Here is a 23,123-nt window from a genome sequence, read left to right on the forward strand (position 1 = left end):
CCCCTGATCATCATGACCCAAGACGAACTCAAGACCCTGGTCGGCCAGGCCGCCCTGCAGTATGTGAAGCCCGACAGCATCGTCGGCGTGGGCACCGGCTCCACGGTGGACAAATTCATCGATGCCCTGGCCGCCAGCGGCATCCCGCTCAAGGGCGCGGTCTCCAGCTCGGTGCGCTCCACCGAACGCATGAGCAAGCTGGGCATCCGCATCCTGGAGGCCAGCGAGGTGGAGTCACTGCCGGTCTATATCGACGGCGCCGACGAGATCGATCACGCCGGCCATATGGTCAAGGGCGGCGGCGCCGCGCTCACGCGCGAGAAGATCGTGGCCGACCTGGCCGAGCGCTTCATCTGCATCGCCGACGAGAGCAAGCTGGTCGACACCCTGGGCGCCTTCCCCCTGCCCATCGAGGTGATCCCCATGGCGGCGGCCCAGGTGGCACGGCGCCTCAAGGCCCGCTTTGGTGGTGAGGCCACGCTGCGCGCCGGCTGCGTGACCGATAACGCAGCCCATATCCTGGACGTGCGCGGTCTGGCCATCAAGGATCCCGCCGGCTTCGAGGCCGAGGTTTCGCAATGGCCGGGCGTGATCACCGTGGGTGTCTTCGCCCGCAACAAGGCCGCGGTCTGCCTGCTGGGCACCGCGGCCGGGGTCAAGACGCTGAGCTTCTGAGCAAGCCTGCGCGGTCAGCGCCGGGTCGCGGCGGACCCGGCCAGGCTCAGAGCCTGAAAACGCTCACGGCGCCGGCCAGGCGGCCGGACTGTTCCTTCAGGCTTTCGGCTGCCGAGGCGGCTTCTTCGACCAGGGCGGCATTCTGCTGCGTCATCTGGTCCAGCTGATTCACGGCGGCATTGATCTGGTTGATGCCGTCGCTCTGCTCGCGGGCGGCGGCGCTGATCTCGCCGATGATGTCCGAGACCCGCTGCACGCTGGCCACGATATCGCCCATGGTCTTGCCGGCGTCCTGAACCAGCTGGGTGCCGGACTCCACGCGTTCGGTGCTGGCGCCGATCAGGCTCTTGATCTCCTTGGCGGCCTCGGCCGAGCGCTGGGCCAGCAGGCGCACCTCGCCGGCCACCACTGCAAAGCCGCGCCCCTGCTCGCCGGCACGTGCCGCTTCCACGGCCGCATTCAGGGCCAGGATATTGGTCTGGAAGGCGATGCCGTCGATGGTGCCGATGATGTCGCTGATGCGGCGCGAGCTGGCGCTGATGTCTTCCATGGTGGCGACCACCTGACCCACCACCGTGCCACCGCGCTGGGCGACCTCGGCGGCCGAGCTGGCCAGCTGATTGGCGGTCAGGGCCGAATCGGCCGTCTGACGCACGGTGCCGGTCAGCTGCATCATGGAGGCGGCGGCCTGCTGCAGATTCGAGGCGGTCTGCTCGGTACGGGCCGAAAGGTCATGGTTGCCCGAGGCGATCTCGGCGCTGGCGGTGCTGATGCTGTCGGTCGCACCGCGCACCTCACCGAACAGCCGGATCAGCTCGCCCTGCATGGTTTGCAGGGAGCGCAGCAGCTGGCCGGTCTCATCCTGGCTGCGGACTTCGATGCGGCGCGTGAGGTCGAAATGGGAGATCGCGTCGGCCACGCCCACGGCCTCGCGCAGCGGGCCGGTGATGGAGCGGGTGAGCCACAGCGTCAGGGTCACGGCCAGGGCCAGGGCAAACAGCGTGAACAGCACCAGGCCTGTGCGCGCCGTGCTGTTGGCCGCTTCCAGACGCTTGTTGGCGGCGTCCAGCTGCTCGCGCTGATCCTGCACGATCTGCTTCATGGCGTCCTGAAAGGCCGTGGCAGCGGGCTGAAACTGGCTGTCAAAGATCTGGCGGGCCTTGTCGGCTTCGCCGGCCTTCTTGGCCGCGGACACGGCGTCGCGGCTGGCCAGATAGGCCTTGCGGGCCTCGGACAGTTTTTCGAAGCCCTGACGCTCCTGCGGTGTTGTCAGCAGCTCGTCGAGCTTTTTCTGCAGCTCGGTGGACTGCTTGGTCGACTCGGCGGCCGTGGCGGCGAAGAACTCAGCCAGGCTGGGGTCGGCACTGACGGCGATGGCGCTGGTGCGGTTCACGCCATTGGTGATGTTGCGATACCAGTCGCTGGCGATGCGCTCCGTGACCAGGGAGCTCTTGTACATCTCCTCGGTTTCCGAGGCCACGCGTGACAGGGCCCAGTAACCCAGGCCCGAGCCCGTGAAGGCGATCAGCAAGACCAGGGTCAGGACAGCAGAGAGGCGCTGGCCGATGGACCGGCCAGAAAACAGTGAGCTCAACATCAGGGGTTCTCCATGAGCGGGCGGCCTAGTTGTTGGGGCCGCATCGTGGCGGCAGGCTTTGGCCGAATTCCTACTACTTCGGCAGTGTCAGGGAAAACCTGAATTGCTAGTGCGCCTTGCGCACCCAGCGCAAGGCAAAGCGTGCAGGATCTATCGCATCCAGCAGTTCTGCCTCAAGCGGCACGGGGCTGCCGCAAAGCTGGGCCGCGGCGACCTGGCCGGCCAGTGCGGCCCAGCTGATGCCGCGTGAGCCCAGGGCGGTACAAAGCACCAGGCCCGGCAGGCGCTTCAGCCCGCGCAGCAGATCCTGGCGCCCCGTCTGCTCCGGGGCTGGCAGGCCGCCTACCAGGGGCAGGCGGTCCGGCGTCACCAGGCGCCAGCCCACACGTCCGGCCAACGGCGCCCGGGGCGGCTGGGGCAGACCCGCCAGTTCGGCCCATTGCGAGAGATTGCTGTCCTGATCGCTGTCCCGCAGCCTGGGGTCTGCATCCTCGGCCTGGACCGTGGCGCCACACCACAAGCCGCCCTGGCCGTCGGCCAGGGCATAGCCGGCGCCGGCCACGGGCAGATGGGGCAGGGGGCTGGCCGGGCTGAGGTGACTGAGTTGCCCGCGCAGACTCATCAGGGGCAGGTCGGGCATCAAGCCCTGCAGCAGGGGCAGACCGGCATGGCCGCCCGCCAGAACTAGGGCCGGAGCCTCGGCCAGGATCCGGCCTTGGCCGTCCAGGGCCTGCCAGCCCGCTCCACCGGCTCGCAGGGCGGCCACGGGGCGCTGCGTCAGCAGCCGGGCCTGCGCGGCTTGCAGCATGGCGTGCACATAAGCGCGGGGCGGCAGGGCGCCGCCGCCCGGATAGAACCAGGCCGGGCTTTGCAGCGGCAGGCCCGAGCGGGTGGCCGCATCGACGGCGCCCAGGGCCTGCAGATAGTCGGGGGGCAGGCCTTGCCCCTGCAGCAGGGCCTGCATGGCCTCATGGTCGAGCTTGCTCTCCAGGCGCAGCAAGCCGGCCTGGAGCCAGGGCAGCGCGGGCAGCTCGGCCAGCAGGCGCTGTGTGGCCAGGGCGGCGGCGCGATTGAAGCGGGCATGCAGGCCGTCGCTGGCGTGGAAGGTGCCGTGGAACAGCCCCCCCGGGTTGCCTGAGCCTTCGCTGGCACTCTGCGCGTGGGCTTCCAGCACCGTGACGGCCAGGCCCTCACGCGCCAGCGCGTGGGCGCAGGCCGCACCGGCCAGCCCGGCTCCGATGACGAGGGCCTCGCGGGCATGTGCTGCCAGGGGCTGCCGGCCTGGGGGGCGTTGCACGCCATGGCGGGGCGCGAAGCGGGCCACGCTCATCTGTCCTTTGGCGGCGAAGCCTGGCGCCTTCTCAACCGCAAAGCCGGCGCTGGTCAGCCCGTCGCGCACCGGGCGGGCAACGCTCCAGGTGGCGGCGGTACAGTCCGTCGCGGCCAGGCGGCCCAGGGACTTGAGCAGCCAGGGATCCCAGATCTCCGGATTGCGGGCCGGGGCGAAGCCGTCCAGGTAGATGGCATCGACCTCGGCCACCAGCTCGCGCAGCCACTCGCGTGCATCGCCCAGGGCCAGCAGCAGGCGCACGCGGCCCTGCTCAAAGCTCAGGCCATGCAGATTGGGCGTGAGCGGCGGCCAGGCTGCCAGCAGCTGGGCGGCCAGCTCCGGCGCGGGGCTGCGGGCATGGGCGCGGGCCAGGTCCTCTCGGGTGAGTGGATGCTTCTCGATGCTTATGAAGACCAGGCGCTCGCAGCGCTGCGCATCCTCGCGCCAGGCGGCCCAAGTGGCCAGGAAGTTGTTGCCCAGGCCGAAGCCGGTCTCCAGGATCACGAAACGCGTGCGGCCCTGCCAGCGCGCGGGCAGCTGGTTGCCGCCCAGAAAGACATGGCGGGCCTGGGCAAAGGCACCGGCACGTGCATGGTAGACATCGCCGTAGTCGGGCGCCTGGGCGACCTCGGCATCGGAGAAATCGACACGGGCCGGAACAATGGGAGCAGTCTTCATCGCAGGGCGGCGAGTATGCCAAAGCCCAGGGCCGCCGCCGCACACCAGGACAGCAGCAGGGCGGCGATGAGCCAGCGGGCGTACTGCCAGCCCCCGGCCAGCAAGGCGGTGATCGCGCGCGTCAGGGAGTTGCAGCCTATGGTGATCAGCAAGGCGGTACTCAGGGTACTGGGCGTGATGCGGTTCTGGGCCGCCAGGCTGCCCAGGGAGGCCATGGGGGCATGGGCATCGGCAAAGGCGGCCACTGCCACCGATGCCAGCAGGCCGTGATCACCAAAACGCTGGTTGGCCCAGCCCACCAGGGCACTGACGGCGCTGAGCAAGGCGGCGACCAGCAGCGCTTCACGCAGTCGCAGGGGGCCACCGCTGCCGGGGCCGGCGGCCACCGCGGGCGTACCCCGGGCCAGCAGGAGCGCGACCAGAAGGGCGCAGAGGGTGCCAGCCGCACAGGCCGGCGCGATATGGCTGAGCTGGGCGGGAGCCAGGCTGCCCAGCATCACGGCCGCCTGCAGCCAGGTGGCGGCGGTGGACATCACGGCCGCGGCGGCAAAGGCGCGCAGCAGCTCGGGTTGGGCGCGGGCGCGGCTGCCCATGGCCGCGATGGTGGCCGTGCTGGACACCAGGCCCGAGAACAGTCCCGTCAGTGCCAGACCCAGACGAGCACCCAGGGCGCGCAGGGCGACATGGCCGGCCGCCTGCAGCAGCAGCAGCAAGGTCACCAGGCCCAGCAGGGTTTGCGCCTTGAGTCCGGCCAACCAGGGGATGGGCTCCGTCGGCATCAGCGGGAGCACGATCAGCCCCAGGGCCGCCAGCACCAGGCCGTCATGCAGCTCCTGCTCGGTCAGGACCCGGGTGGCAAAGTGGTGCAAGCGGGTGCGGGCCGCCAGCAACATGGTCATCAGCACCGCGGCCGCGGCGCCCAGGGCGGGAGCCTGCAGGCTGAGCGCACCGATCAGATAGACCAGGAGCAGGGCGATCTCGGTCGTCAGGCCCGGATCGCGCGGGGCCTGACGCCAGTAGGCGAGGGCGGCCAGGCCGCCGATGGCCAGGGCGCCCGCCGGCAGCAGCCCGGGAACTTCCAGTCCATGCGCCAAGGCGCCGGCCACCGACACCAGGGCAAAGCTGCGCAGGCCGGCGGCTTCGCGGCGCGGACCATGACCCTTGCGACGCTCTCGCTCAAGCCCCACCAGCAGGCCGCCCCCAAGGGCCACGAGCAGGCCCACCGCCAGCGGCGCCTGGGCACCGAACAACTGCTGCCAATCGACCATGAAGCGCTGGAAACCCTGTTCAGAGGCTCACGGTCTCGCCATGCTGGGGCACGCGTACCCGCCAGCCCAGTTCGTCCTGAATGCGGCTGCGCAGCGCATCGCTGGCTGCCGGATCGCCATGGACCACGAAAACCTGCTCGGGCGCGCGATCCAGACCACGCAGCCAGGCCATCAGGCCATCGGCATCCGCATGCCCCGAAAAGCCGTCCAGATGGCTGACCTCGGCATTCACCGGCACATACTCGCCCTGCAGCTTGATCTCGCGCGCGCCTTCCACCATCTTGGCACCGCGGCTGCCGCCCACCTGAAAGCCGGGGAAGACGATGTGATGGCGCGCGCCCGGGGCCAGGGTCTTGAGGTAGTTCAGCACCCGACCGCCGGTGGCCATGCCGCTGGCCGAGATGATGATGCTGGGCCGGCCCATGGCGCGCACCGCGGCCTTGAGCGAGTCGGCCGCCTTGCTGACCACGGTCACGCCATCGTCCAGCGTGGCCAGCTCGCGCGGGCTGATGCGCAGCAGTCGGCCGTTGCGGCGCGTGATTTCGGTGGCCTCCGCGGCCATGGGGCTGTCCAGCAGGATGGGCACATGGCGGGGCAGCTCGCCGGCCTCGCGCAGGCGCTGCAGCACCAGCATCAGGGCCTGGGCCCGGCCCACGGCAAAGCTGGGCAGCAGCACGCTGCCACCGCGCGCCAGGGTGGCGCGGATGATCTGGGCCAGACGGGCCTGCACATCCTCGGGCGCGTGCAGGCGGTTGCCATAGGTGGACTCGATCAGCAGCACCTCGGCACCCTGGGGCTGCTGGGGCGGGGGCATCAGCAGGTCATTGCTGCGCCCCAGATCACCCGAGAACAAGAGGCTGCGACCGGCTTCGCTTTCGATGCGGATGGCGCAGGCGCCCAGCAGATGGCCCACGGGCGTGAAGCGGATCTCGCAGTCCTTGAGGCGCAGGCGGCCGTCGCGCGGCAGACCCACGAAATGTGCGAGCGCCTTCTTTGCATCGCTGCTGCTGTACAGCGGCAGGGCCTTCTCATGGCGGCTGGTGTGGTGGCGGTTGGCGTGGCGCGCATCCTCCTCCTGGAGCTTGGCCGCATCCAGCAGCAGCACCTCGCAGAGCTGGCGCGTGGCGCCGGTGGAGAAGATGGGGCCCTTGAAGCCCTGGCGCACCAGGGCCGGGAGATAGCCGCTGTGGTCCAGATGGGCGTGCGAGAGCAGCACGGCATCCAGCCCCTGAGACGCCAGGCCCAGGGGAATCCAGTTGCGCTCGCGCAGGGTCTTGAAGCCTTGAAAAAGGCCACAGTCCAGCAGCAGACGCTGGCTGCCGGTATCCAGCAGATGACGCGAGCCGGTGACGGTGTCGGCAGCGCCGAGAAAGCTGAGCTTCATGGTGGAACCCGGGCAGTGAGTGCTGCGGATTCGACCATGGGGGAAGCGGGCGGAGATTGACGGAAGTCAAGCGGCCCGCCGAGGCGGGCCGCACAAGCCAGAGGGTGAGGGGAGGGCCGGGCGGCCCCAGGCTCACGGTCTTAGCGCTTGGGTGCTCCGCCGCGGCCAGCCTGGGCGCCGCCGGAGCGGCCGCCGCCACCTTGCGCGGGGCGAGCACCATCGCGGCGCGGGGCACCGGCCTGGGCCGGACGGCCGCCCTGGCCTTGGCCCTGGGCACGGGGCGTGGCGCCCTGTCCCTGCGGACGGCCGCCACCGCCGCCGCCACCGGGGCGACCGCCACCCTGGCCCGGACGGCCGCCGCGACCACCGCCGCCACCACCACCGCCCGGGTTGGGCGCGCGACCACGGCTGCCATTGGGGTTGAGCACCATGCGGCCCAGCACGATGGGCTCGGGCTTCTCACCCACCGGGGGCTCGAAACCGGGCACGGCTTCCTTGGGGATCTCGCGCTTGATCAGGCGTTCGATGTCCTTGAGGAAGTTCAGCTCGTCCACGCAGACCAGGCTCACCGCCTCACCCTGGCAGCCGGCACGACCGGTGCGGCCGATGCGGTGCACATAGTCCTCGGGCACATTGGGCAGCTCGTAGTTGACGACGTGGGGTAGCTGGTCGATGTCGATGCCGCGGGCCGCGATATCGGTGGCCACCAGGCAGGTCAGCTCGCCGCTCTTGAACTCGGCCAGGGCCTTGGTGCGTGCACCCTGGCTCTTGTTGCCGTGGATGGCCATGGCGCTGATGCCCTGGTCGTTCAGATAGTCGGTCAGGCGGTTGGCGCCATGCTTCATGCGCGTGAAGACCAGCACCTGGTGCCAGTCGCCGCTCTTGATCAGATGGGCCAGCAGCTCCTTCTTCTTATCGCGGCCGACCGGGTGGACCTTCTGCGCGATCGCGTCATTGGTCTGGTTGCGGCGCGCCACCTCGATCAGGGCGGGCTGGTTCAGCAGACGGTCGGCCAGGGCCTTGATGTCGTCGCTGAAGGTGGCCGAGAACAGCAGGTTCTGGCGCTTGGGCGGCAGGATGGCCAGCACCTTCTTGATGTCGTGGATGAAGCCCATGTCCAGCATGCGGTCGGCTTCGTCCAGCACCAGGATCTCGATCTTGCTCAGATCCAGGGTGCCTTGCATATGGTGGTCCAGCAGGCGGCCGGGGGTAGCCACCAGGATGTCCACGCCGTCACGCAGGCGGTTGACCTGGGGCTGCATGCCCACGCCGCCGAACATCACCATGCTGGTCAGCGGCAGGTATTTGCCGTAGGTCTTGACGCTTTCCTCGACCTGGGCGGCCAGCTCGCGGGTGGGGGTGAGCACCAGGGCGCGCACCATATGCTTGCCGCGGGCGTTCTTGACCGGCGGGGTGGCCGAGAGTCGATGCAGCAGGGGCAGGGTGAAACCGGCGGTCTTGCCGGTGCCGGTCTGCGCGCCGGCGAGCAGGTCGCCACCCTGGAGGACGGCGGGAATGGCTTGGGCCTGGATGGGGGTGGGAGCGGTGTAGCCGGCGTCGGCAATGGCCTTGAGCAGCGGTGCTGCCAGGCCCAGGGAATCGAATGTCATTGACTGCAATGTGAGCACGGTGCCCTGTGGGCGTGGCCGCGTCGCATGGTGGGCAACGCCAGTCTTCGGGCCACGCGAGGAGCGTGCATGGGCTCAAAAATAAAACGCCGCGCAAAGACTGAGATGCGCAGCGTGGGAGCCATTGTAGCTTGCGGGGCGCGACGATCGCCCGCTGGCTCTGCGACAATAGGGTCATCCAGCGGGTTCGGCAGTCATGATATGTCGCGACCCGCCTTCGCTTTTCTAGAGTTCCGACAAACCACGAGCACCATGGCCCAATACGTCTTCTCGATGAACCGCGTCAACAAGACGGTTCCGCCCAAACGCCACATCCTCAAGGACATCTCCCTGTCCTTCTTCCCCGGCGCCAAGATCGGCGTGCTGGGCCTGAACGGCTCGGGCAAGTCCACCATCCTGAAGATCATGGCGGGCGTGGACAAGGAGTTCGAGGGTGAGGCCGTGGCCATGCCCGGCATCAAGATCGGCTACCTGGAGCAGGAGCCCAAGCTTGACCCGAACCAGACCGTGCGCGAGGCCGTGGAAGAGGGCATCGGCGGCGTGCTGGCTGCCAAGAAGCGCCTGGACGAGGTTTATGCCGCCTATGCCGAGCCGGATGCCGACTTTGACGCCCTGGCCGCCGAGCAGGGCGAGCTGGAGGCCATCATTGCCGCTGCCGGCTCCGAGAACACCGATCTGCAGCTGGAGCTGGCCGCCGACGCGCTGAACCTGCCGCCCTGGGACGCCAAGATCGACCTGCTGTCCGGCGGCGAAAAGCGCCGCGTGGCCCTGTGCCGCCTGCTGCTGTCCAAGCCCGATATGCTGCTGCTGGACGAGCCGACCAACCACCTGGACGCCGAGTCGGTGCACTGGCTGGAGCAGTTCCTGCAGCGCTTCCCCGGCACCGTGGTGGCCATCACCCATGATCGCTACTTCCTGGACAACGCCGCCGAGTGGATTCTGGAACTGGACCGCGGCCATGGCATTCCCTGGAAGGGCAATTACTCCGACTGGCTGGACCAGAAGGAACGCCGCCTGGAGCAGGAGCAGAAGTCCGAAGATGCCCGCATGAAGGCGATGAAGGAAGAGCTGAAGTGGGTGCGCTCCAATGCCAAGGGCCGTCAGGCCAAGAGCAAGGCGCGTCTGGCCCGCTTTGAAGAACTGAGCGACGTCGACTATCAGAAGCGCAATGAGACCAACGAAATCTTCATCCCCGTGGCCGAGCGCCTGGGCAATGAGGTGATCGAGTTCAAGAACGTCAGCAAGAGCTTCGGCGACCGCGTGCTGATCGAGGACCTGAGCTTCCGCGTGCCCGCGGGCGCCATCGTGGGCATCATCGGCCCCAACGGCGCCGGCAAGTCCACGCTGTTCCGCATGATCCAGGGCACCGAGACTCCGGACAGCGGCGAGGTCGTGATCGGCAAGACCGCCAAGCTGGCCTTTGTGGACCAGAGCCGCGCCAGCCTGGACGCCAACAAGACCGTCTGGGAAGACGTCTCGGGCGGCCTGGACAATATCGTGGTCGGCAAGTTCGTGATGCCCAGCCGCGCCTATATTGGCCGCTTCAACTTCAAGGGCAATGACCAGCAGAAGATGGTGGGTCAGCTCTCTGGTGGTGAGCGCGGCCGCCTGCACCTGGCCAAGACCCTGGCCCAGGGCGGCAATGTGTTGATGCTGGACGAACCCTCCAACGACCTGGACGTGGAAACCCTGCGCGCCCTGGAAGAGGCCCTGCTGGAGTTCGGTGGCTCGGCCATGGTGATCTCCCACGACCGCTGGTTCCTGGACCGCATCTGCACCCACATCCTGGCCTATGAAGGCGATGCCAAGTGGGTGTTCTTCGACGGCAACTTCACCGAGTACGAGGCCGACAAGGTCAAGCGCCTGGGTGAGGAAGGTGCCCGCCCCAAGCGCGCGCGCTTCAAGTCCATCAAGTGATGGGCCGCGCCGCTGATGGCGCTGCACCGAGCACGTTCAAGGGCCCTCAGGGGCCCTTTTCCTTTTCTGGCCGCCGCTGGGCGCTTTGATCTTCTTTACATTCCCGGCATGGTCGCCTTACGCAGGGTGATCAAGATGACAGCACTTCCCCACCACATGGAGTCTGCGATGTCCAAGATCACGAAACTGCGTCAAGGCCTGGGCGTGGCCGCCTTGCTGGCCGTGCTGGCCACCCCCACGGTGCAAGCCATGCCTGGCGGCGGCATGATGGGCGGCCATCATGGCGGCGGTCCGGGCGGGCCACGCGTCGAGCACATGCTGGATCTGGTGGATGCCAGCGACAGCCAGCGTCAGCAGATTCAGCAAATCATGAAGGAAGCGGCCCAGGACTCGCGTGCCCAGCGCGAGTCACTGCAACAGCTGCATCAGCAGGGGCGCAAGCTGTTCACCGCAGCCACCCTGGATGCCGCCGCCATCGAGTCCCTGCGGCAGCAGACCCAGCTCATCCACGAGCAGCTCAGCCGGCGCATGAGCCAGGCCATGCTGGCCGCGGCCCAGGTGCTCACGCCCGAGCAACGCGCCAAGATGGGCGAGCGCATGGCGCAGCGAGAGGCGCGCCGTGCCGAGCGCAAGCACCAGCATGAGTCGGCTCGTGGCGGCAACGCCAAGGCTCCGTGAGGGCTGCGCCTGGCCTGGCATATGCTTGGGCCTCCTCCGCCAAGGGCCCGAGTCGGGCCTGCTTTTCGAATGCCATGAGTTCCCGTCTGCTTCTGGTCGATGATGATGCCCGCCTGACCGATATGTTGGGCGACTACCTCCGCCACGCCGGTTTCGAGATCGGCGTGGCGGGCAGCCTGGCTCAAGCGGCCCAGGCCCTGGAGGCGGCGCTGCCAGACCTGCTGGTGCTGGACCTGATGCTGCCGGACGGCGACGGGCTGGACTTCTGCCGCAAGTTGCGCGGGGATGCCCGCACGCGGCGCCTGCCGGTGCTCATGCTCTCGGCCCGTGGCGAGCCCATGGATCGCATCCTGGGCCTGGAACTCGGGGCCGATGACTATCTGCCCAAGCCTTTTGAGCCGCGCGAACTGCAGGCGCGCATCAAGGCCTTGCTGCGCCGTGCCGAACCCGATGGGCAGGGCCAGGATGAGGTGCTGCGCTTTGGGCGTCTGGACATCGATCTGGCGGCCCGTGTGGCCCGTCTCGATGGCAAAGCCTGCGATCTCACCAGCCACCAGTTCGATCTGCTGGTGGTGCTGGCCCAGAGCCCCGGGCGGGTGCTGAGCCGTGACCAGATCATGGACGCGCTCAAGGGGCATCCCCTGGATGCCTTTGATCGCTCCATCGATGTGCATGTCTCGCGCATCCGCGCCGTGATCGAGGACGACCCCAAGAACCCGCGCCGTGTGCTGACCGTGCGTGGTGCCGGCTATGTGTTTGCCCGCAAGCAGGATGCCGAGGCGCAGGGCTGATGCTGCGCCAGCTGAGGGCCTCGGCCTTGAAATCGCTCTACCTGCGCATCTACATCACCCTGGTCGCCTTGCTGCTGACCTTTGCCTTCGGCTCGGCCTGGCTGTTCAAGCGCCAGATTGAGGAAGAGCGCGGGGGCTTTGAGGCTGCGGCGGTGGAGCGACTGAATGCCACCGCGGTGTTGATCCAGGGGGCCCTGCCGCCCGCGGACGCGCCTGCGTCGGCCCAGGCCGAATCCCTGCGCGACTGGGGGCAGCGCCTGCGCATGGCGATTGCGCTCAGTGACACCCAGGGGCGTCGCATCGGGCAGTCCGAGCAGTTCGAGCGCCGGGAGGCCGATCCCTCGGTGCGCCGACTCGATGTGCCCCTGGATGACGGACGCACCCTGAGCTTTCTGCGCGGTGCGCGCATGCAGCGAGGCCCGGGGCCCCAGGGACCGCATGGGCCTCAGGGGCCTGGTACCAGCGTGCCCGGCATGGGGCCCATCGGGCCCATGGGCGAGCCGCGCTTGCGACCGCCGCCGGATTCTGTCTGGCCCCTGTGGGGGCCTCTTGGGGCCTTGCGTGGCCCCAGTGGCGAGGCGCTGGCGGTGTTTCTGGTTCTGCTTTTCCTGGGTGTGGCGGCGGGCGCCTATCCGGTGGTTCGGCGCCTGACCCGTCGCCTTGAAAATCTGCAGCGCGGCGTGGAGCAGTTTGGCGCCGGCAATCTTGGCTACCGTGTGCATGACGAGGGGCGGGACGAGGTGGCCAAGCTGGCGGCCAGCTTCAACCGTTCGGCCCAGCAGATCGAAACCCTGCTGCGCTCGCACCAAAGCCTGCTGGCCAATGCCAGCCATGAGCTGCGCTCCCCATTGGCGCGGCTCAAGATGGCGTTCTCCATGCTGGAGGAGGCCTCGGCCACCCAGCGTGAGCGCCTGCAGCGCGAGATCAACACCAATATTGCCGAGCTGGATGCGCTGGTCGAGGAGGTGCTGCTGGCCAGCCGGCTGGAGGCGGGAGGGCAGACGCCGGTGCCGGAACCGGTGGACATGCTGGGTCTGGCCGTGGAAGAGGCCGCACGCAGCGGCGCCGGACTCAGCAGCGAGCTGCCGCCCGCGCAATGCCAGCTGCTCGGTGAGGAGCGTCTGCTGCGCCGCGCCCTGCGCAATCTGCTGGAGAACGCGCGCCGCTATGGGGGCGGCGCCGAGGTCTTGCTGGAGCTGCGCCGTCAGGGCGAGCGGCTGGAGCTGCGCGTGAATGACCGCGGACCGGGCGTGCCGCCGGAGATGCGCGAGCGCATCTTCGAGCCCTTCTTCCGCCTGCCCGGCCATGCCGAGCAGGCCGGCGGCGTGGGTCTGGGTCTGTCCCTGGTCAAGCAGATCGCGGAACGTCACCAGGGCCGCGTGCGCTGCGAGGCGCGCGAGGGCGGCGGCAGCTGCTTTGTGCTGAGCCTGCCGGGCGCTGGCGGCCGCTGACAGCCTCAAGCGGCGGCGCTGGCTTCGGCCCGCAAGGCCTTCTGCACCATCTGCTGCACGATCACCAGGCCCAGGGCGGCCAGCACCAGGCCGGCCGCCGCCGCGGCCCAGAAACCGCGCGCGCCGGCCAGGGCCGGCCAGGGCTGCTCAAAGGCCAGCCAGTAGCCGCCGCCCATGCCCACGCCCCAGATGGCCAGGGCATAGACCACCATGGGCGCCACGGTCACATGGTGGGCCCGCAGCACCGAGGCCGAGATGGCCTGGGACGCATCCCCCAGATGGAAGATCCAGACCCACAGCAGCAGGGGCGCGGCGGCGGCCAGGATGGCGGCGTCCGTGGTGTAGAGCGCCAGCACCGGCCCGCGCAGCAGGAAGATGGCGCCGCCCAGCAGCAGGGCGCAGCCCAGGGCGAACTCCAGACCGTGCCAGCCCAGGCGTTCGGCCGCCCGTGGATCGCGCGCGCCGATGCGCTGCCCCACCAGGGCGCCGGTGGCATTGCCCAGTGCCATGGGCAGCATGAACATCATGGCCACCAGATTGGCCGCCAGCTGATGGCCGGCCACCGGCGTGGCACCCAGACGCGAGATGAAGAGGGCCATGAAGGTGAAGCCCGTCACCTCGATCACGATGGCCCCGCCCATGGGCAGGCCCAGGCGCAAGAGTTGGCGTATCAGGTCCCAGCGCGGTGCGTGCAGGCCACCCTGCTGGATGCCGAAGGGCTGGTAGTGCGGGTCGCGCCGCAGCAGCACAAAGCCCGCCGTGAGCTGCCCCCAGACCACCAGGGCGGTGGACAGCGCGCCGCCTGGCGCGCCCATGCCCTGCCAGCCGCCCAGGCTCTCGTGCCCGTGGATCAGCAGGGCCGAGAGCGGCAGCTTGAGCAGCAGACCGGCCAGCTGCAGGCCCATCACGGCCTTGGGCCGCGAGACCGCGGTATTGAAGCCGCGGTAGACGGTGAAGAGCATGGCCGCCGGCAGGGCCAGGCCCAGCAGCTGCAGATGGAGGCGGATGATGGCCTCCACCGCCGGCTCCGGTTGGGCCAGGGCCAGCAATGGATCGGGCCAGAGCAGCAGCAGCTCGCCCAGCAAGGTCAGGCCCAGGGCCAGCCACACGGCCTGGTGCAGGCTCTCGCCCACACCGGTCAGATCGCGCGCGCCGAAGCGCTGCGCGGCAAAGGGGGAGATGGCCAGCACCACGCCCATCAGGCCCACGAAGATGCTGGTGTACATGGCATTGCCCACGGCCAGGGCCGCCAGGTCCAGGGCGCCATAGCGCGCCACCAGCACGGTGTCGATGGTGGAGTACATCAGCACCGCCAGCTGGCCGATGAAGACCGGCCAGGCCAGGGGCAGGATCTGGGCGTAGCTGTTCAGGCGTGCCGCGCCCAGCCAGCGCTTCATCGGGGCTCCACGTGGGGAGGCGTGCCGGCACTGCTCTCCAGGGCCCGCTCGGCATAGCGGTTGAAGCGCCAGGCCGTGCCGTCCAGGGTGATGCGGCGCCAGGTCTGGCGCTTCTCGGCCGGCGTGAGCACGGGCCAGTTCTGCACCTCGTCAAAAGTGCGGCCGCAGCCCTTGCAGAGCTCGTCGCCCTGGCTGGTGGAGCAGATGGCGATGCAGGGCGCATCGGGCGTGCTGTCGTACCAGGCCAGCCAGGCTGCCTTGGCGCGCTCGGGCATGCCTTCTTCCTCGCACTCGCTCTCGCGGTAATAGACCATCAGCGCATAGACCTCGGCCAGGGCGCGCACCTCGGCGCAGGCGCTGATGCCGTCGGGCGAGGGGCGGCGCTCGCGCCACCAGTTGATGGCGCTTTCGATATCGGTGATGTGGATGCCGGCCATGAGGCTCATCCTCAGTAGGCCAGGCCCATGGCGGCGCGCACCTCGCGCAGGGTCTTGCGCGCCACGGCGCGGGCGCGCTCGGTGCCCACTTCCACGATCCAATGCACCTGCTTGGGATTGGCCAGGTACTGGTCGGCACGCTCGCGCCACTGGGCCTGCTGGCGCTGCACGCTCTCGATCAGGGGCTGCTTGCAGTCCAGGCAGCCGATGCCGGCGGCGCGGCAGCCCTGGGCGGCCCAGTCCAGGGTGGCCGCGTCGCTGTAGAGCTCGTGCAGGGGCCAGACCGGGCAGCGCTGGGGCTCGCCGGGGTCGCCGCGGCGGGCGCGCTGCGGGTCGGTGGGCATGGTGCGGATCTTCTCGGCCGTGCTCTCGGGCGACTCGCGCATGGCGATGGCATTGCCATGGCTCTTGCTCATCTTGCGCCCGTCCAGGCCGGCAATGCGCGCGGTGTCGGTGAGCAGGGTCTGGGGTTCGGGCAGCAAGGCCTGACCCTGGCCGTAGAGATGGTTGAAGCGGCGGGCCACCTCGCGCGTGACCTCCACATGGGCGGCCTGGTCCTCGCCCACGGGCACGGCGCCGGCCTTGTAGATCAGGATGTCGGCCGCCTGCAGCAGCGGGTAGCCCAGCATCCCGTAGCTCGCGCTCTCGGGCGACTTCTCGGCCAGGTCCTTGAAGCTGGGAATGCGCTCCAGCCAGGACAGGGGCGTGCTCATGGCCAGCAGGGTGAAGAGCTCGGCATGCTCGGGCATGCGGCTCTGGATGAAGAGGGTGGTGCGCTCGGGGTCGATTCCGGCGGCCAGCCAGTCGATCACCATATCGTAGACATGGCGCTCCAGCTGGGCCCGGTCCTGGGGGCGGGCGGTGGTGAGCGCATGCCAGTCGGCCACGAAGAAGAAACAGTCGTGGCTGTCTTGCAGGCGCAGCCAGTTCTTCAGCGCGCCGTGGTAATGGCCCAGGTGCAGGGCGCCTGTGGGGCGCATGCCGGACAGCACGCGGGGCAGGGGAGTGGGAGCGGTGGTCATGGGAGTCGGGATTGTAGGCAGGCCCTACACTGCCGCCCCATGAAGAACATTGTGATCCTGATCTCCGGGCGGGGGTCGAATATGGAAGCCATCGTCCAGGCCTGCGCGGCCGAGGGCTGGCCCGCGCGCATCGCCGCTGTGATCAGCAACCGTCCGGACGCGGCGGGCCTGGCCTTCGCGGCGGCCCACGGCATTGCCACCGCCGTGGTGGACCACAAGGCCTTCGGCCCCGGCGACGCCGGCCGTGCGGCTTTTGATGCCGAGCTGCAGCGGGTGATCGACGGCTTCGCCCCCGATCTGGTGGTGCTGGCCGGTTTCATGCGCATCCTCACGCCCGGATTTACCGGCCATTACGCGGGCCGCATGCTCAATATCCATCCCTCGCTGCTGCCGGCCTTTACCGGCCTGCACACGCACCGCCGCGCGCTGGAGATGGGCTGCCGATTTGCGGGCGCCACCGTGCATTTCGTGACCGCCGAGCTGGACCATGGTGCCATCGTGGCCCAGGCCGTGGCACCGGTGCTGCCGGGCGATGACGAGGCCGCCGTGTCGGCCCGCGTGCTCAAGCTGGAGCACCGCATGTATCCCGCGGCGGTGCGCTGGTTCGTCCAGGATCAGCTGCGCATCGAGGGTCTGCAGGTGCGCCAGCTGGCCGGCGAGGCCCAGCACTTCAGCTGAGGCGCCAGCCTTAGCGCTCGGGCTGGAGCGCGAAGCGTGGCGCGCCCGAGGGCAGGGCGCCGAAGAACATGGCGTGCGGCCGCACCCACAGGCCCTGCTCGCCATAGAGCGCGCGGTAGAGCACCAGGGGCTCCAGGCTCTCGCTGTGGCGCACCACGCCCAGCACCTCGTACTCCCCGCCCTTGTAGTGGCGGTAGCGTCCCAGCGGGGTTTCGGGCAGGGTTTGAAGCTCGCTGTCGTTCATGGGATGCGGGGCTGGGATAATCGGGCCATGCATCCTAATGCCCTTCTTGATCTGAGCACCGAGCTGCTGCGCGCGGTGCTCAAGCTGGACGCGCCGGCCGACGGCGTTGTCTCCGCCTTTTTCCGCAAGCACAAGGCCCTGGGCCAGCGCGAGCGCCACACCTTGGCCGAAACCGTCTACACCGTGCTGCGCCAGCGCCCGGTGCTGCAGCACCTGGCTCAGTCCGGCAGCGGGCCCACGGAGCGCCGCCTGGCCGTCCTGGCCTGGCAGGGCAGCGCCAGCTTCCTGCGCGGCGCCCTCTCGCCCAAGGAGCTGGAGTGGCTGGACCAGGTTGCCCAGATCGACCGCGAGACCCTGGCGCCCAAGCTGCGCCACAACCTGCCGGAATGGCTGGCCGAGCCCCTGCTGGCCCGCCTGGGTGAGGCCGAGTTCTGGGCCCTGGCGGCCAGCATGAACGAGGGTGCGCCGCTGGATCTGCGCGCCAATGTGCTCAAGGCCAAGCGTGAGGAGGTGCAGCAGGCGCTCAAGCAGGCCGGCATCGCCGCCGAGCCCACGCCCTTCTCGCCCATCGGCCTGCGCGTGGAGGGCAAGCCGGCCCTGGCCAAGCTGGAGATCTTCAGCAGCGGCGCGGTGGAGGTGCAGGACGAGGGCAGCCAGCTGCTGGCCCTCATGCTGGCGCCCAAGCGCGGCGAGATGGTGGTGGACTTCTGTGCCGGCGCCGGTGGCAAGACCCTGGCCCTGGGCGCGGCCATGCGCAATACCGGCCGGCTCTATGCCTTCGATGTCTCGGGCCACCGCCTGGACAATCTCAAGCCACGCCTGGCGCGCAGCGGTCTGTCCAATGTGCATCCGGCCCAGATCGCGCATGAGCGCGACGATCGGGTCAAGCGCTTGACGGGCAAGATCGACCGGGTGCTGGTGGATGCGCCCTGCTCGGGCCTGGGCACCCTGCGCCGCAACCCCGACCTGAAGTGGCGTCAGTCGCCGCAGGCGGTGCAGGAACTGCAGGACAAGCAGCGCGCCATCCTGGACAGCGCCGCTCGCCTGCTCAAGCCGGGCGGACGTCTGGTCTATGCCACCTGCAGCCTGTTGGAAGCGGAGAACGAGGCCATTGCCGAGGCCTTTGGCGCCGCTCACCCCGATTTCATCAAGCTGGATGCGGCCGAGGTGCTGCACAAGGCCCAGGTCGAGCGTGCCGGCGAGCTGGTGGAGAACGGCTATCTGCGCCTGTGGCCGCAGCGCCATCGCACCGACGGCTTCTTTGCCGCGGTCTGGGAGCGCAAGGCCTGAGTCCGCGCTGAGCGGGGGGGGCGGTATTCTTGCGGACTTCAATCGTTTTCTGAACTTTTAGAGACAGTAGCTTGATGTCGGGTAGATAAACCGGGTGCCGTCAATAATTAATGCACGGTTGTCTAGTTATCGCCCCTACAATGGGTGCCGTCTCCATGATGTGCGCCCGCAATGGCGCTGGGTAAGGAACGAATGGATCTCTTGACGACCGTACACGATGGTCTGGTGAACTGGCTGGGCTCGGGCCTGCTGGATGCCAGCGTCTGGCAGATCGTGGTCTATGCCCTGGTGATGACCCATATCACCATTGCCGCCGTGACCATCTTTCTGCACCGTGCCCAGGCGCACCGCGCCCTGGATCTCGGGCCGATTCCCTCGCATTTCTTCCGCTTCTGGCTTTGGATGACCACGGGCATGGTCACCAAGGAGTGGGTGGCGATCCACCGCAAGCACCACGCCAAGTGTGAGACCGAGGAAGATCCGCACAGCCCCCAGACGCGCGGCCTGGGCAAGGTCATGAAGGAAGGCGCCGAGCTCTACCGCGCCGAAGCCAAGAACGCCGAGACGCTGGCGAAGTACAGCCATGGTGTGCCCAATGACTGGATCGAGCGCCACCTGTACAGCCGTTTCAGCTGGCAGGGTGTGGCTCTGATGCTGATCATCAACTTGGCCATGTTCGGGGCGCTGGGCGCAACGATCTGGGCCTTGCAGATGGTCTGGATCCCCTTCTGGGCGGCCGGCGTGGTGAACGGCGTGGGCCACTTCTGGGGCTACCGCAATTTCGAGGCGCAGGATGCCTCCACCAATATCTCGCCCTGGGGCATCATCATTGGCGGCGAGGAACTGCACAACAACCACCACACCTACCCGACCTCGGCCAAGTTCTCGGTCAAGCCCTTTGAGTTCGACATTGGTTGGGGCTATATCCGCGCCTTCGAGATGCTGGGCTGGGCCAAGGTGCGCAAGACGGCGCCCAAGCTGCGCCAGGGGCAGATCAAGCCGGCCGACAAGGACACTTTGGAAGCCATCATTGCCAACCGCTACGAGGTCATGGCGCATTACGCCCGCGACCTGCGCCAGGCTTGTTCGGCCGAACTCGCCCGCCTGAAGGCGCAGGGCGAGCAGCACAGCGCCCGGTGGGCACAGTTCAAGCTGGCCAAACGCTGGCTGCACCGCGATGCGGATCGCATCCCGGCCGAGCTGCAGGCTCAGATCAACGGCGCCCGCGCCGCCAGCCCGGTGCTGGACAAATTGGTGACCATGCGCGAGGAGCTGCGCCAGCTCTGGACCCGCACCAATGTTTCGGCCGAGCAGCTGGTGAGTGATTTGCAGGCCTGGTGCCAGAAGGCGGAGGAGAGCGGCATTGCCGAGTTGCGCGAGTTCTCCATGCGCCTGAGGATGGCCAGGGCCTGAGTCCGCACTTTGCTCCACGGTAAAGGTGTCGCTTCGGCGGCACCTTTTTTCTTGTGCATTCCTATACTGCCCCCACCTGAAAAGGTATTGGTAACAGAAGAAGGAGTTGGCACGATGAAGCGAGTTGCTGCATCCCCTGTCCCGAGACCGTCCCTGGGCCTGCTGGTCTCGGGTCTGCTGCTTGCCGCCGGCTTTGCCGGCATGAATGCGGCTCACGCCGCGGAACTTGAGCTGCGTTTCGCGCAGCCAGAGCGTTTCGTGGATGCCGGCGACGGGCCCCTGGAGCGTGAACGCAATCTGGCCGAGCTTGAGTCTTATATGCGCGGCCAGGTCGCTCAGCGCCTGCCCGCATCACAGAAATTGTCGGTTGAGGTTCTGGATCTGAACCTTGCTGGTGAGGTCAAGCCCGTGGGGCGCTCCATGGATCGCCTTCGGGTGCTCAGTCAGGTGGACTGGCCCAGCATGGAGTTGCGCTTTGTGTTGAGCGAGGGCGGCAAGACCCTTCGTGAAGGCAAGCAGCGCTTGGTGGACATGAACTTCCTGGGTCGCGGCAGTGCCATTGAGCATGGCGGTGGTGAGCCGCTGCGCTATGAAAAGCGCATGCTGGATGACTGGTTCGAGAAGGAATTTGCTCCGCTGAAGCGCTGAAGCACAGCGGCGCCGTGCGTGCCGCTGTGGCCCGGACATAAAAAAACCGCCAGCATGCTGGCGGTTTTTCTTGGGCGCGGGCCGAATTACTTCAGCTTCACTTCCTTGAACAGGACGTGCTTGCGGGCCTTGGGGTCGAACTTCATGAATTCCAGCTTTTGGGGCGTGGTCTTCTTGTTCTTGTTGGTGGTGTAGAAGAAGCCGGTGCCAGCAGTGGATTCCAGCTTGATCTTCTCGCGTCCGCCTTTGGATGCCATGGTGGTGTTCCTTTGTTAAGAGTGGACGGGAAGGATTACAGCTCGCCCTTGGCGCGCAGATCGGCGACGACCTGGTCGATGCCGACCTTGTCGATCAAACGCAGAGCGGCATTGCTGATGCGCAGGCGGATCCAGCGGTTTTCGCTTTCCAGCCAGAAGCGGCGGTACTGCAGATTGGGCAGGAAACGACGCTTGGTTTTGTTGTTGGCGTGGGAAACATTGTTGCCCACCATGGGCTTCTTGCCCGTGACTTGACAGACGCGTGCCATGACGCTTCTCCGGTTTGATGCTTTCTATCCATCCAGCCCTGGCGCCGCTTTCACCCGAGGTGAGGGCGGCACAAGGCCACATGACCGCTCTATGCCTGCTAAACCTTGAGGCCAAGCGCCGAAAGAATTCGGCCGCTCTGCGTCTTGGGGCGGTCCATCAAGCAGGCAAGCCGGCGAGTATAGCCGACAAGGGCTAATCTGCCAAGCCGGCTTGGCAGATCAAGCCTGTTCCTGCTCCAGGAAGCGCTGGGCGTCGAGTGCGGCCATGCAGCCGGTGCCGGCGCTGGTGATGGCCTGGCGGTAGACATGGTCCTGCACATCGCCGGCTGCGAAGATGCCGGGCACGCTGGTCATGGTGGCAAAACCGTTCAGGCCGCTCTTGGTGATGATGTAGCCGTCCTTCATCTCCAACTGGCCCTTGAAGATGTCGGTATTGGGCTGGTGGCCGATGGCGATGAAGCAGCCCTGCAGCTTGATGTCCTGGGTGCTGCCGTCGCTCGTGCTCTTGATGCGCACGCCGGTCACGCCGCTTTGGTCGCCCAGCACCTCGTCCAGGGTCTGGAAGGTGTGCAGCACCATCTTGCCGGCCTTGACCTTCTCCATCATCTTGTCCACCAGGATGGGCTCGGCGCGGAATTTGTCGCGGCGGTGGATCACGTGCACCTTGCTGGCGATGTTGGAGAGATAAAGCGCTTCCTCGACGGCGGTGTTGCCGCCGCCGACCACGCAGACTTCCTGGTCCCGGTAGAAGAAGCCATCGCAGGTGGCGCAACCACTGACTCCGCGGCCCATGAAGGCCTGCTCGGACTCCAGGCCCAGGTACTTGGCGGAGGCGCCGGTGGCGATGATGAGCGCATCACAGGTGTAGACGCCGCTGTCGCCCTTGAGCGTGAAAGGGCGCTTGGAGAAATCCACCTCATTGATGTGGTCGTAGACGATCTGGGTGTTGAAGCGCTCGGCATGCTGCTGGAAGCGCTGCATCAGCTCGGGGCCTTGCACGCCCATCACGTCCGCGGGCCAGTTGTCCACCTCGGTGGTGGTCATCAGCTGGCCGCCCTGGGCCATGCCGGTGATCAGGGTGGGCTTGAGATTGGCACGGGCCGCATAGATGGCAGCCGTGAAACCGGCCGGGCCGGAGCCCAGGATCAGCAGGGAGTGGTGTTGGGTGCTTTGGCTCATGGGAACGATCTGAGGTTGGAGGGCTCCGGCTGCAAGGGGCCTGCTGTTGTTTCTACGGCCTAGACCCTATGGAGTCGTGTGAACGAATTGGCACAATAGGTTGGATTCTAGGCAGGCCGCCTCACGGGCGCCTGACAACCGGGAAACAAGCACAAGTCGAACACTGCCAATCCGAGGAGTTCTTACATGGCCATGCTGTCCAATCTGGACCTGATCCGCAGGGTGCCCTTGTTTTCCCTGCTCACGACCGATCAGGCACAGTCCGTCGCGGACAGTGTGGTCAAGCGCCGCTTCAAGCGTGGGGAGCTGATCGTCGAGCAGGGCACCAAGTCCAATGCCCTCTTCATCCTGCTCAACGGCCGTGCGCGCGTGCTCACGGCCGACAACCGCGGGCGTGAGGTGATCCTGGCTGTGCTCCAGCCGGGCGACTATGTGGGCGAGATGAGCCTGATCGACAACGAGCCCCATTCGGCGACCGTGCGTGCCGAGGTTCAGACCGATATGTTGGTGCTGGGCCGGCAGGAATTTGCCCGTTGCCTGCCGGAAAGCAGCAGCATGGCCTACGGCATTCTGCGCGGGCTGGTCGCGCGGCTGCGCAATGCCGATCGCCAGATCGAGTCCCTGGCGCTGCTGGATGTGTACGGGCGCGTGGCCCGTACCCTGCTGGATATGGCCGAGGATGAAAAAGGCCTCAAGATCATCCGTGGCAAGGTCTCGCGTCAGGACATGGCCAAGGTCGTGGGCGCCTCGCGCGAGATGGTCAGCCGGGTCATGAAGGACCTGGAGGACAAGGGCGTAATCGAGACCCTGGAGAACGGCTCGGTCGTGATCAAGGAACGCTTGCCGCACGACTGAGCGGCGCCCCGGTGCGGGGTGTCGCTACGGGCTGATG

The 23,123-nt window shown here is 67.7% G+C and carries 22 protein-coding genes; 10 read left to right on the top strand and 12 right to left on the bottom strand.

Going from position 1 to position 23,123, the window contains the following annotated elements:
- Positions 1-12 precede the first annotated feature (12 nt).
- Positions 13-675, top strand: a complete 663-nt coding sequence (rpiA, locus tag DFR39_RS07660; RefSeq protein ID WP_133602930.1) for a ribose-5-phosphate isomerase RpiA — start codon at positions 13-15, stop codon at positions 673-675.
- Between the two features lie 46 nt (positions 676-721).
- Here rpiA and DFR39_RS07665 read toward each other — a convergent pair whose 3' ends face one another.
- The 5 genes from DFR39_RS07665 to DFR39_RS07685 all read right to left on the bottom strand — a co-directional run bounded on the left by DFR39_RS07665 (position 722) and on the right by DFR39_RS07685 (position 8,542).
- Entirely contained in the window at positions 722-2,272 is a 1,551-nt protein-coding gene (locus tag DFR39_RS07665; protein WP_211343822.1) for a methyl-accepting chemotaxis protein, read from the bottom strand.
- Between the two features lie 106 nt (positions 2,273-2,378).
- Complete coding sequence (gene mnmC / locus DFR39_RS07670; RefSeq protein ID WP_133602931.1) at positions 2,379-4,280, bottom strand: bifunctional tRNA (5-methylaminomethyl-2-thiouridine)(34)-methyltransferase MnmC2/FAD-dependent 5-carboxymethylaminomethyl-2-thiouridine(34) oxidoreductase MnmC1; 1,902 nt, start codon at positions 4,278-4,280, stop codon at positions 2,379-2,381.
- Entirely contained in the window at positions 4,277-5,548 is a 1,272-nt protein-coding gene (locus DFR39_RS07675) for an MgtC/SapB family protein (protein WP_133602932.1), read from the bottom strand. The genes mnmC and DFR39_RS07675 overlap by 4 nt, the downstream gene beginning before the upstream one ends.
- A 19-nt stretch (positions 5,549-5,567) precedes the next feature.
- Positions 5,568-6,932 (bottom strand): MBL fold metallo-hydrolase RNA specificity domain-containing protein, encoded by a 1,365-nt coding sequence (locus DFR39_RS07680; RefSeq protein WP_133602933.1) that lies wholly within the window; start codon positions 6,930-6,932, stop codon positions 5,568-5,570.
- 140 nt (positions 6,933-7,072) lie between these two features.
- Positions 7,073-8,542 (bottom strand): DEAD/DEAH box helicase, encoded by a 1,470-nt coding sequence (locus DFR39_RS07685; RefSeq protein WP_133602934.1) that lies wholly within the window; start codon positions 8,540-8,542, stop codon positions 7,073-7,075.
- Between the two features lie 270 nt (positions 8,543-8,812).
- On the opposite strand from DFR39_RS07685, the gene ettA reads away from it, so the two are divergent.
- The 4 genes from ettA to DFR39_RS07705 all read left to right on the top strand — a co-directional run bounded on the left by ettA (position 8,813) and on the right by DFR39_RS07705 (position 13,397).
- Positions 8,813-10,477 carry an energy-dependent translational throttle protein EttA gene (gene ettA, locus DFR39_RS07690; protein WP_133602935.1) on the top strand — a complete coding sequence of 555 codons (1,665 nt, stop codon included), beginning with the start codon at positions 8,813-8,815 and terminating at the stop codon, positions 10,475-10,477.
- Between the two features lie 168 nt (positions 10,478-10,645).
- Positions 10,646-11,155 carry a Spy/CpxP family protein refolding chaperone gene (locus DFR39_RS07695; RefSeq protein ID WP_162849452.1) on the top strand — a complete coding sequence of 170 codons (510 nt, stop codon included), beginning with the start codon at positions 10,646-10,648 and terminating at the stop codon, positions 11,153-11,155.
- Between the two features lie 74 nt (positions 11,156-11,229).
- Entirely contained in the window at positions 11,230-11,946 is a 717-nt protein-coding gene (locus DFR39_RS07700) for a response regulator (protein ID WP_133602937.1), read from the top strand.
- Positions 11,946-13,397 carry a sensor histidine kinase gene (locus DFR39_RS07705; RefSeq protein WP_246030737.1) on the top strand — a complete coding sequence of 484 codons (1,452 nt, stop codon included), beginning with the start codon at positions 11,946-11,948 and terminating at the stop codon, positions 13,395-13,397. Before DFR39_RS07700 ends, DFR39_RS07705 begins: the two co-directional genes overlap by 1 nt.
- A gap of 5 nt (positions 13,398-13,402) precedes the next feature.
- Here DFR39_RS07705 and DFR39_RS07710 read toward each other — a convergent pair whose 3' ends face one another.
- From DFR39_RS07710 to trpS, 3 genes are read right to left on the bottom strand one after another with little or no spacing between them, the layout of a single operon-like run.
- A complete protein-coding gene (locus DFR39_RS07710) occupies positions 13,403-14,794 on the bottom strand; it encodes an MATE family efflux transporter (protein WP_133602938.1) in 1,392 nt (463 codons plus the stop codon).
- The gene (locus DFR39_RS07715) at positions 14,791-15,231 is read right to left on the bottom strand and encodes a DUF3717 domain-containing protein (protein ID WP_133602939.1); all 441 of its coding nucleotides are present in this window, start codon (positions 15,229-15,231) and stop codon (positions 14,791-14,793) included. Before DFR39_RS07715 ends, DFR39_RS07710 begins: the two co-directional genes overlap by 4 nt.
- 11 nt (positions 15,232-15,242) lie before the next feature.
- Complete coding sequence (trpS, locus tag DFR39_RS07720) at positions 15,243-16,253, bottom strand: tryptophan--tRNA ligase (protein WP_133602940.1); 1,011 nt, start codon at positions 16,251-16,253, stop codon at positions 15,243-15,245.
- Positions 16,254-16,292: 39 nt separating this feature from the next.
- On the opposite strand from trpS, the gene purN reads away from it, so the two are divergent.
- Positions 16,293-16,931, top strand: coding sequence for a phosphoribosylglycinamide formyltransferase (purN, locus tag DFR39_RS07725; protein WP_133602941.1), 639 nt, complete (start codon positions 16,293-16,295; stop codon positions 16,929-16,931).
- A 10-nt stretch (positions 16,932-16,941) separates the two neighbouring features.
- Here the strand turns inward: purN and DFR39_RS07730 are convergent, their stop codons facing one another.
- Entirely contained in the window at positions 16,942-17,175 is a 234-nt protein-coding gene (locus tag DFR39_RS07730; RefSeq protein WP_133602942.1) for a DUF1653 domain-containing protein, read from the bottom strand.
- Between the two features lie 27 nt (positions 17,176-17,202).
- Here DFR39_RS07730 and DFR39_RS07735 point away from each other — a divergent pair, with 27 nt between their 5' ends.
- The 3 genes from DFR39_RS07735 (at position 17,203) to DFR39_RS07745 (ending at position 20,526) form a co-directional block, all read left to right on the top strand.
- A complete protein-coding gene (locus DFR39_RS07735; protein WP_133602943.1) occupies positions 17,203-18,465 on the top strand; it encodes an RsmB/NOP family class I SAM-dependent RNA methyltransferase in 1,263 nt (420 codons plus the stop codon).
- Between the two features lie 192 nt (positions 18,466-18,657).
- The gene (locus DFR39_RS07740; RefSeq protein ID WP_133602944.1) at positions 18,658-19,878 is read left to right on the top strand and encodes a DesA family fatty acid desaturase; all 1,221 of its coding nucleotides are present in this window, start codon (positions 18,658-18,660) and stop codon (positions 19,876-19,878) included.
- A gap of 114 nt (positions 19,879-19,992) precedes the next feature.
- The gene (locus DFR39_RS07745) at positions 19,993-20,526 is read left to right on the top strand and encodes a DUF3016 domain-containing protein (protein WP_133602945.1); all 534 of its coding nucleotides are present in this window, start codon (positions 19,993-19,995) and stop codon (positions 20,524-20,526) included.
- An 86-nt stretch (positions 20,527-20,612) separates the two neighbouring features.
- Here DFR39_RS07745 and rpmG read toward each other — a convergent pair whose 3' ends face one another.
- The 3 genes from rpmG to trxB all read right to left on the bottom strand — a co-directional run bounded on the left by rpmG (position 20,613) and on the right by trxB (position 22,231).
- The gene (gene rpmG / locus DFR39_RS07750) at positions 20,613-20,783 is read right to left on the bottom strand and encodes a 50S ribosomal protein L33 (RefSeq protein ID WP_133602946.1); all 171 of its coding nucleotides are present in this window, start codon (positions 20,781-20,783) and stop codon (positions 20,613-20,615) included.
- A gap of 35 nt (positions 20,784-20,818) precedes the next feature.
- Positions 20,819-21,052 (bottom strand): 50S ribosomal protein L28, encoded by a 234-nt coding sequence (rpmB, locus tag DFR39_RS07755; protein WP_133602947.1) that lies wholly within the window; start codon positions 21,050-21,052, stop codon positions 20,819-20,821.
- Positions 21,053-21,271: 219 nt separating this feature from the next.
- The gene (gene trxB, locus DFR39_RS07760) at positions 21,272-22,231 is read right to left on the bottom strand and encodes a thioredoxin-disulfide reductase (RefSeq protein ID WP_133602948.1); all 960 of its coding nucleotides are present in this window, start codon (positions 22,229-22,231) and stop codon (positions 21,272-21,274) included.
- 186 nt (positions 22,232-22,417) lie between these two features.
- Here trxB and DFR39_RS07765 point away from each other — a divergent pair, with 186 nt between their 5' ends.
- Positions 22,418-23,086, top strand: a complete 669-nt coding sequence (locus tag DFR39_RS07765) for a Crp/Fnr family transcriptional regulator (protein ID WP_133602949.1) — start codon at positions 22,418-22,420, stop codon at positions 23,084-23,086.
- The last annotated feature ends 37 nt before the right edge of the window (positions 23,087-23,123 follow it).

Source organism: Roseateles asaccharophilus, from assembly GCF_004362405.1.
In the GTDB taxonomy this organism is placed as follows: domain Bacteria; phylum Pseudomonadota; class Gammaproteobacteria; order Burkholderiales; family Burkholderiaceae_C; genus Kinneretia; species Kinneretia asaccharophila.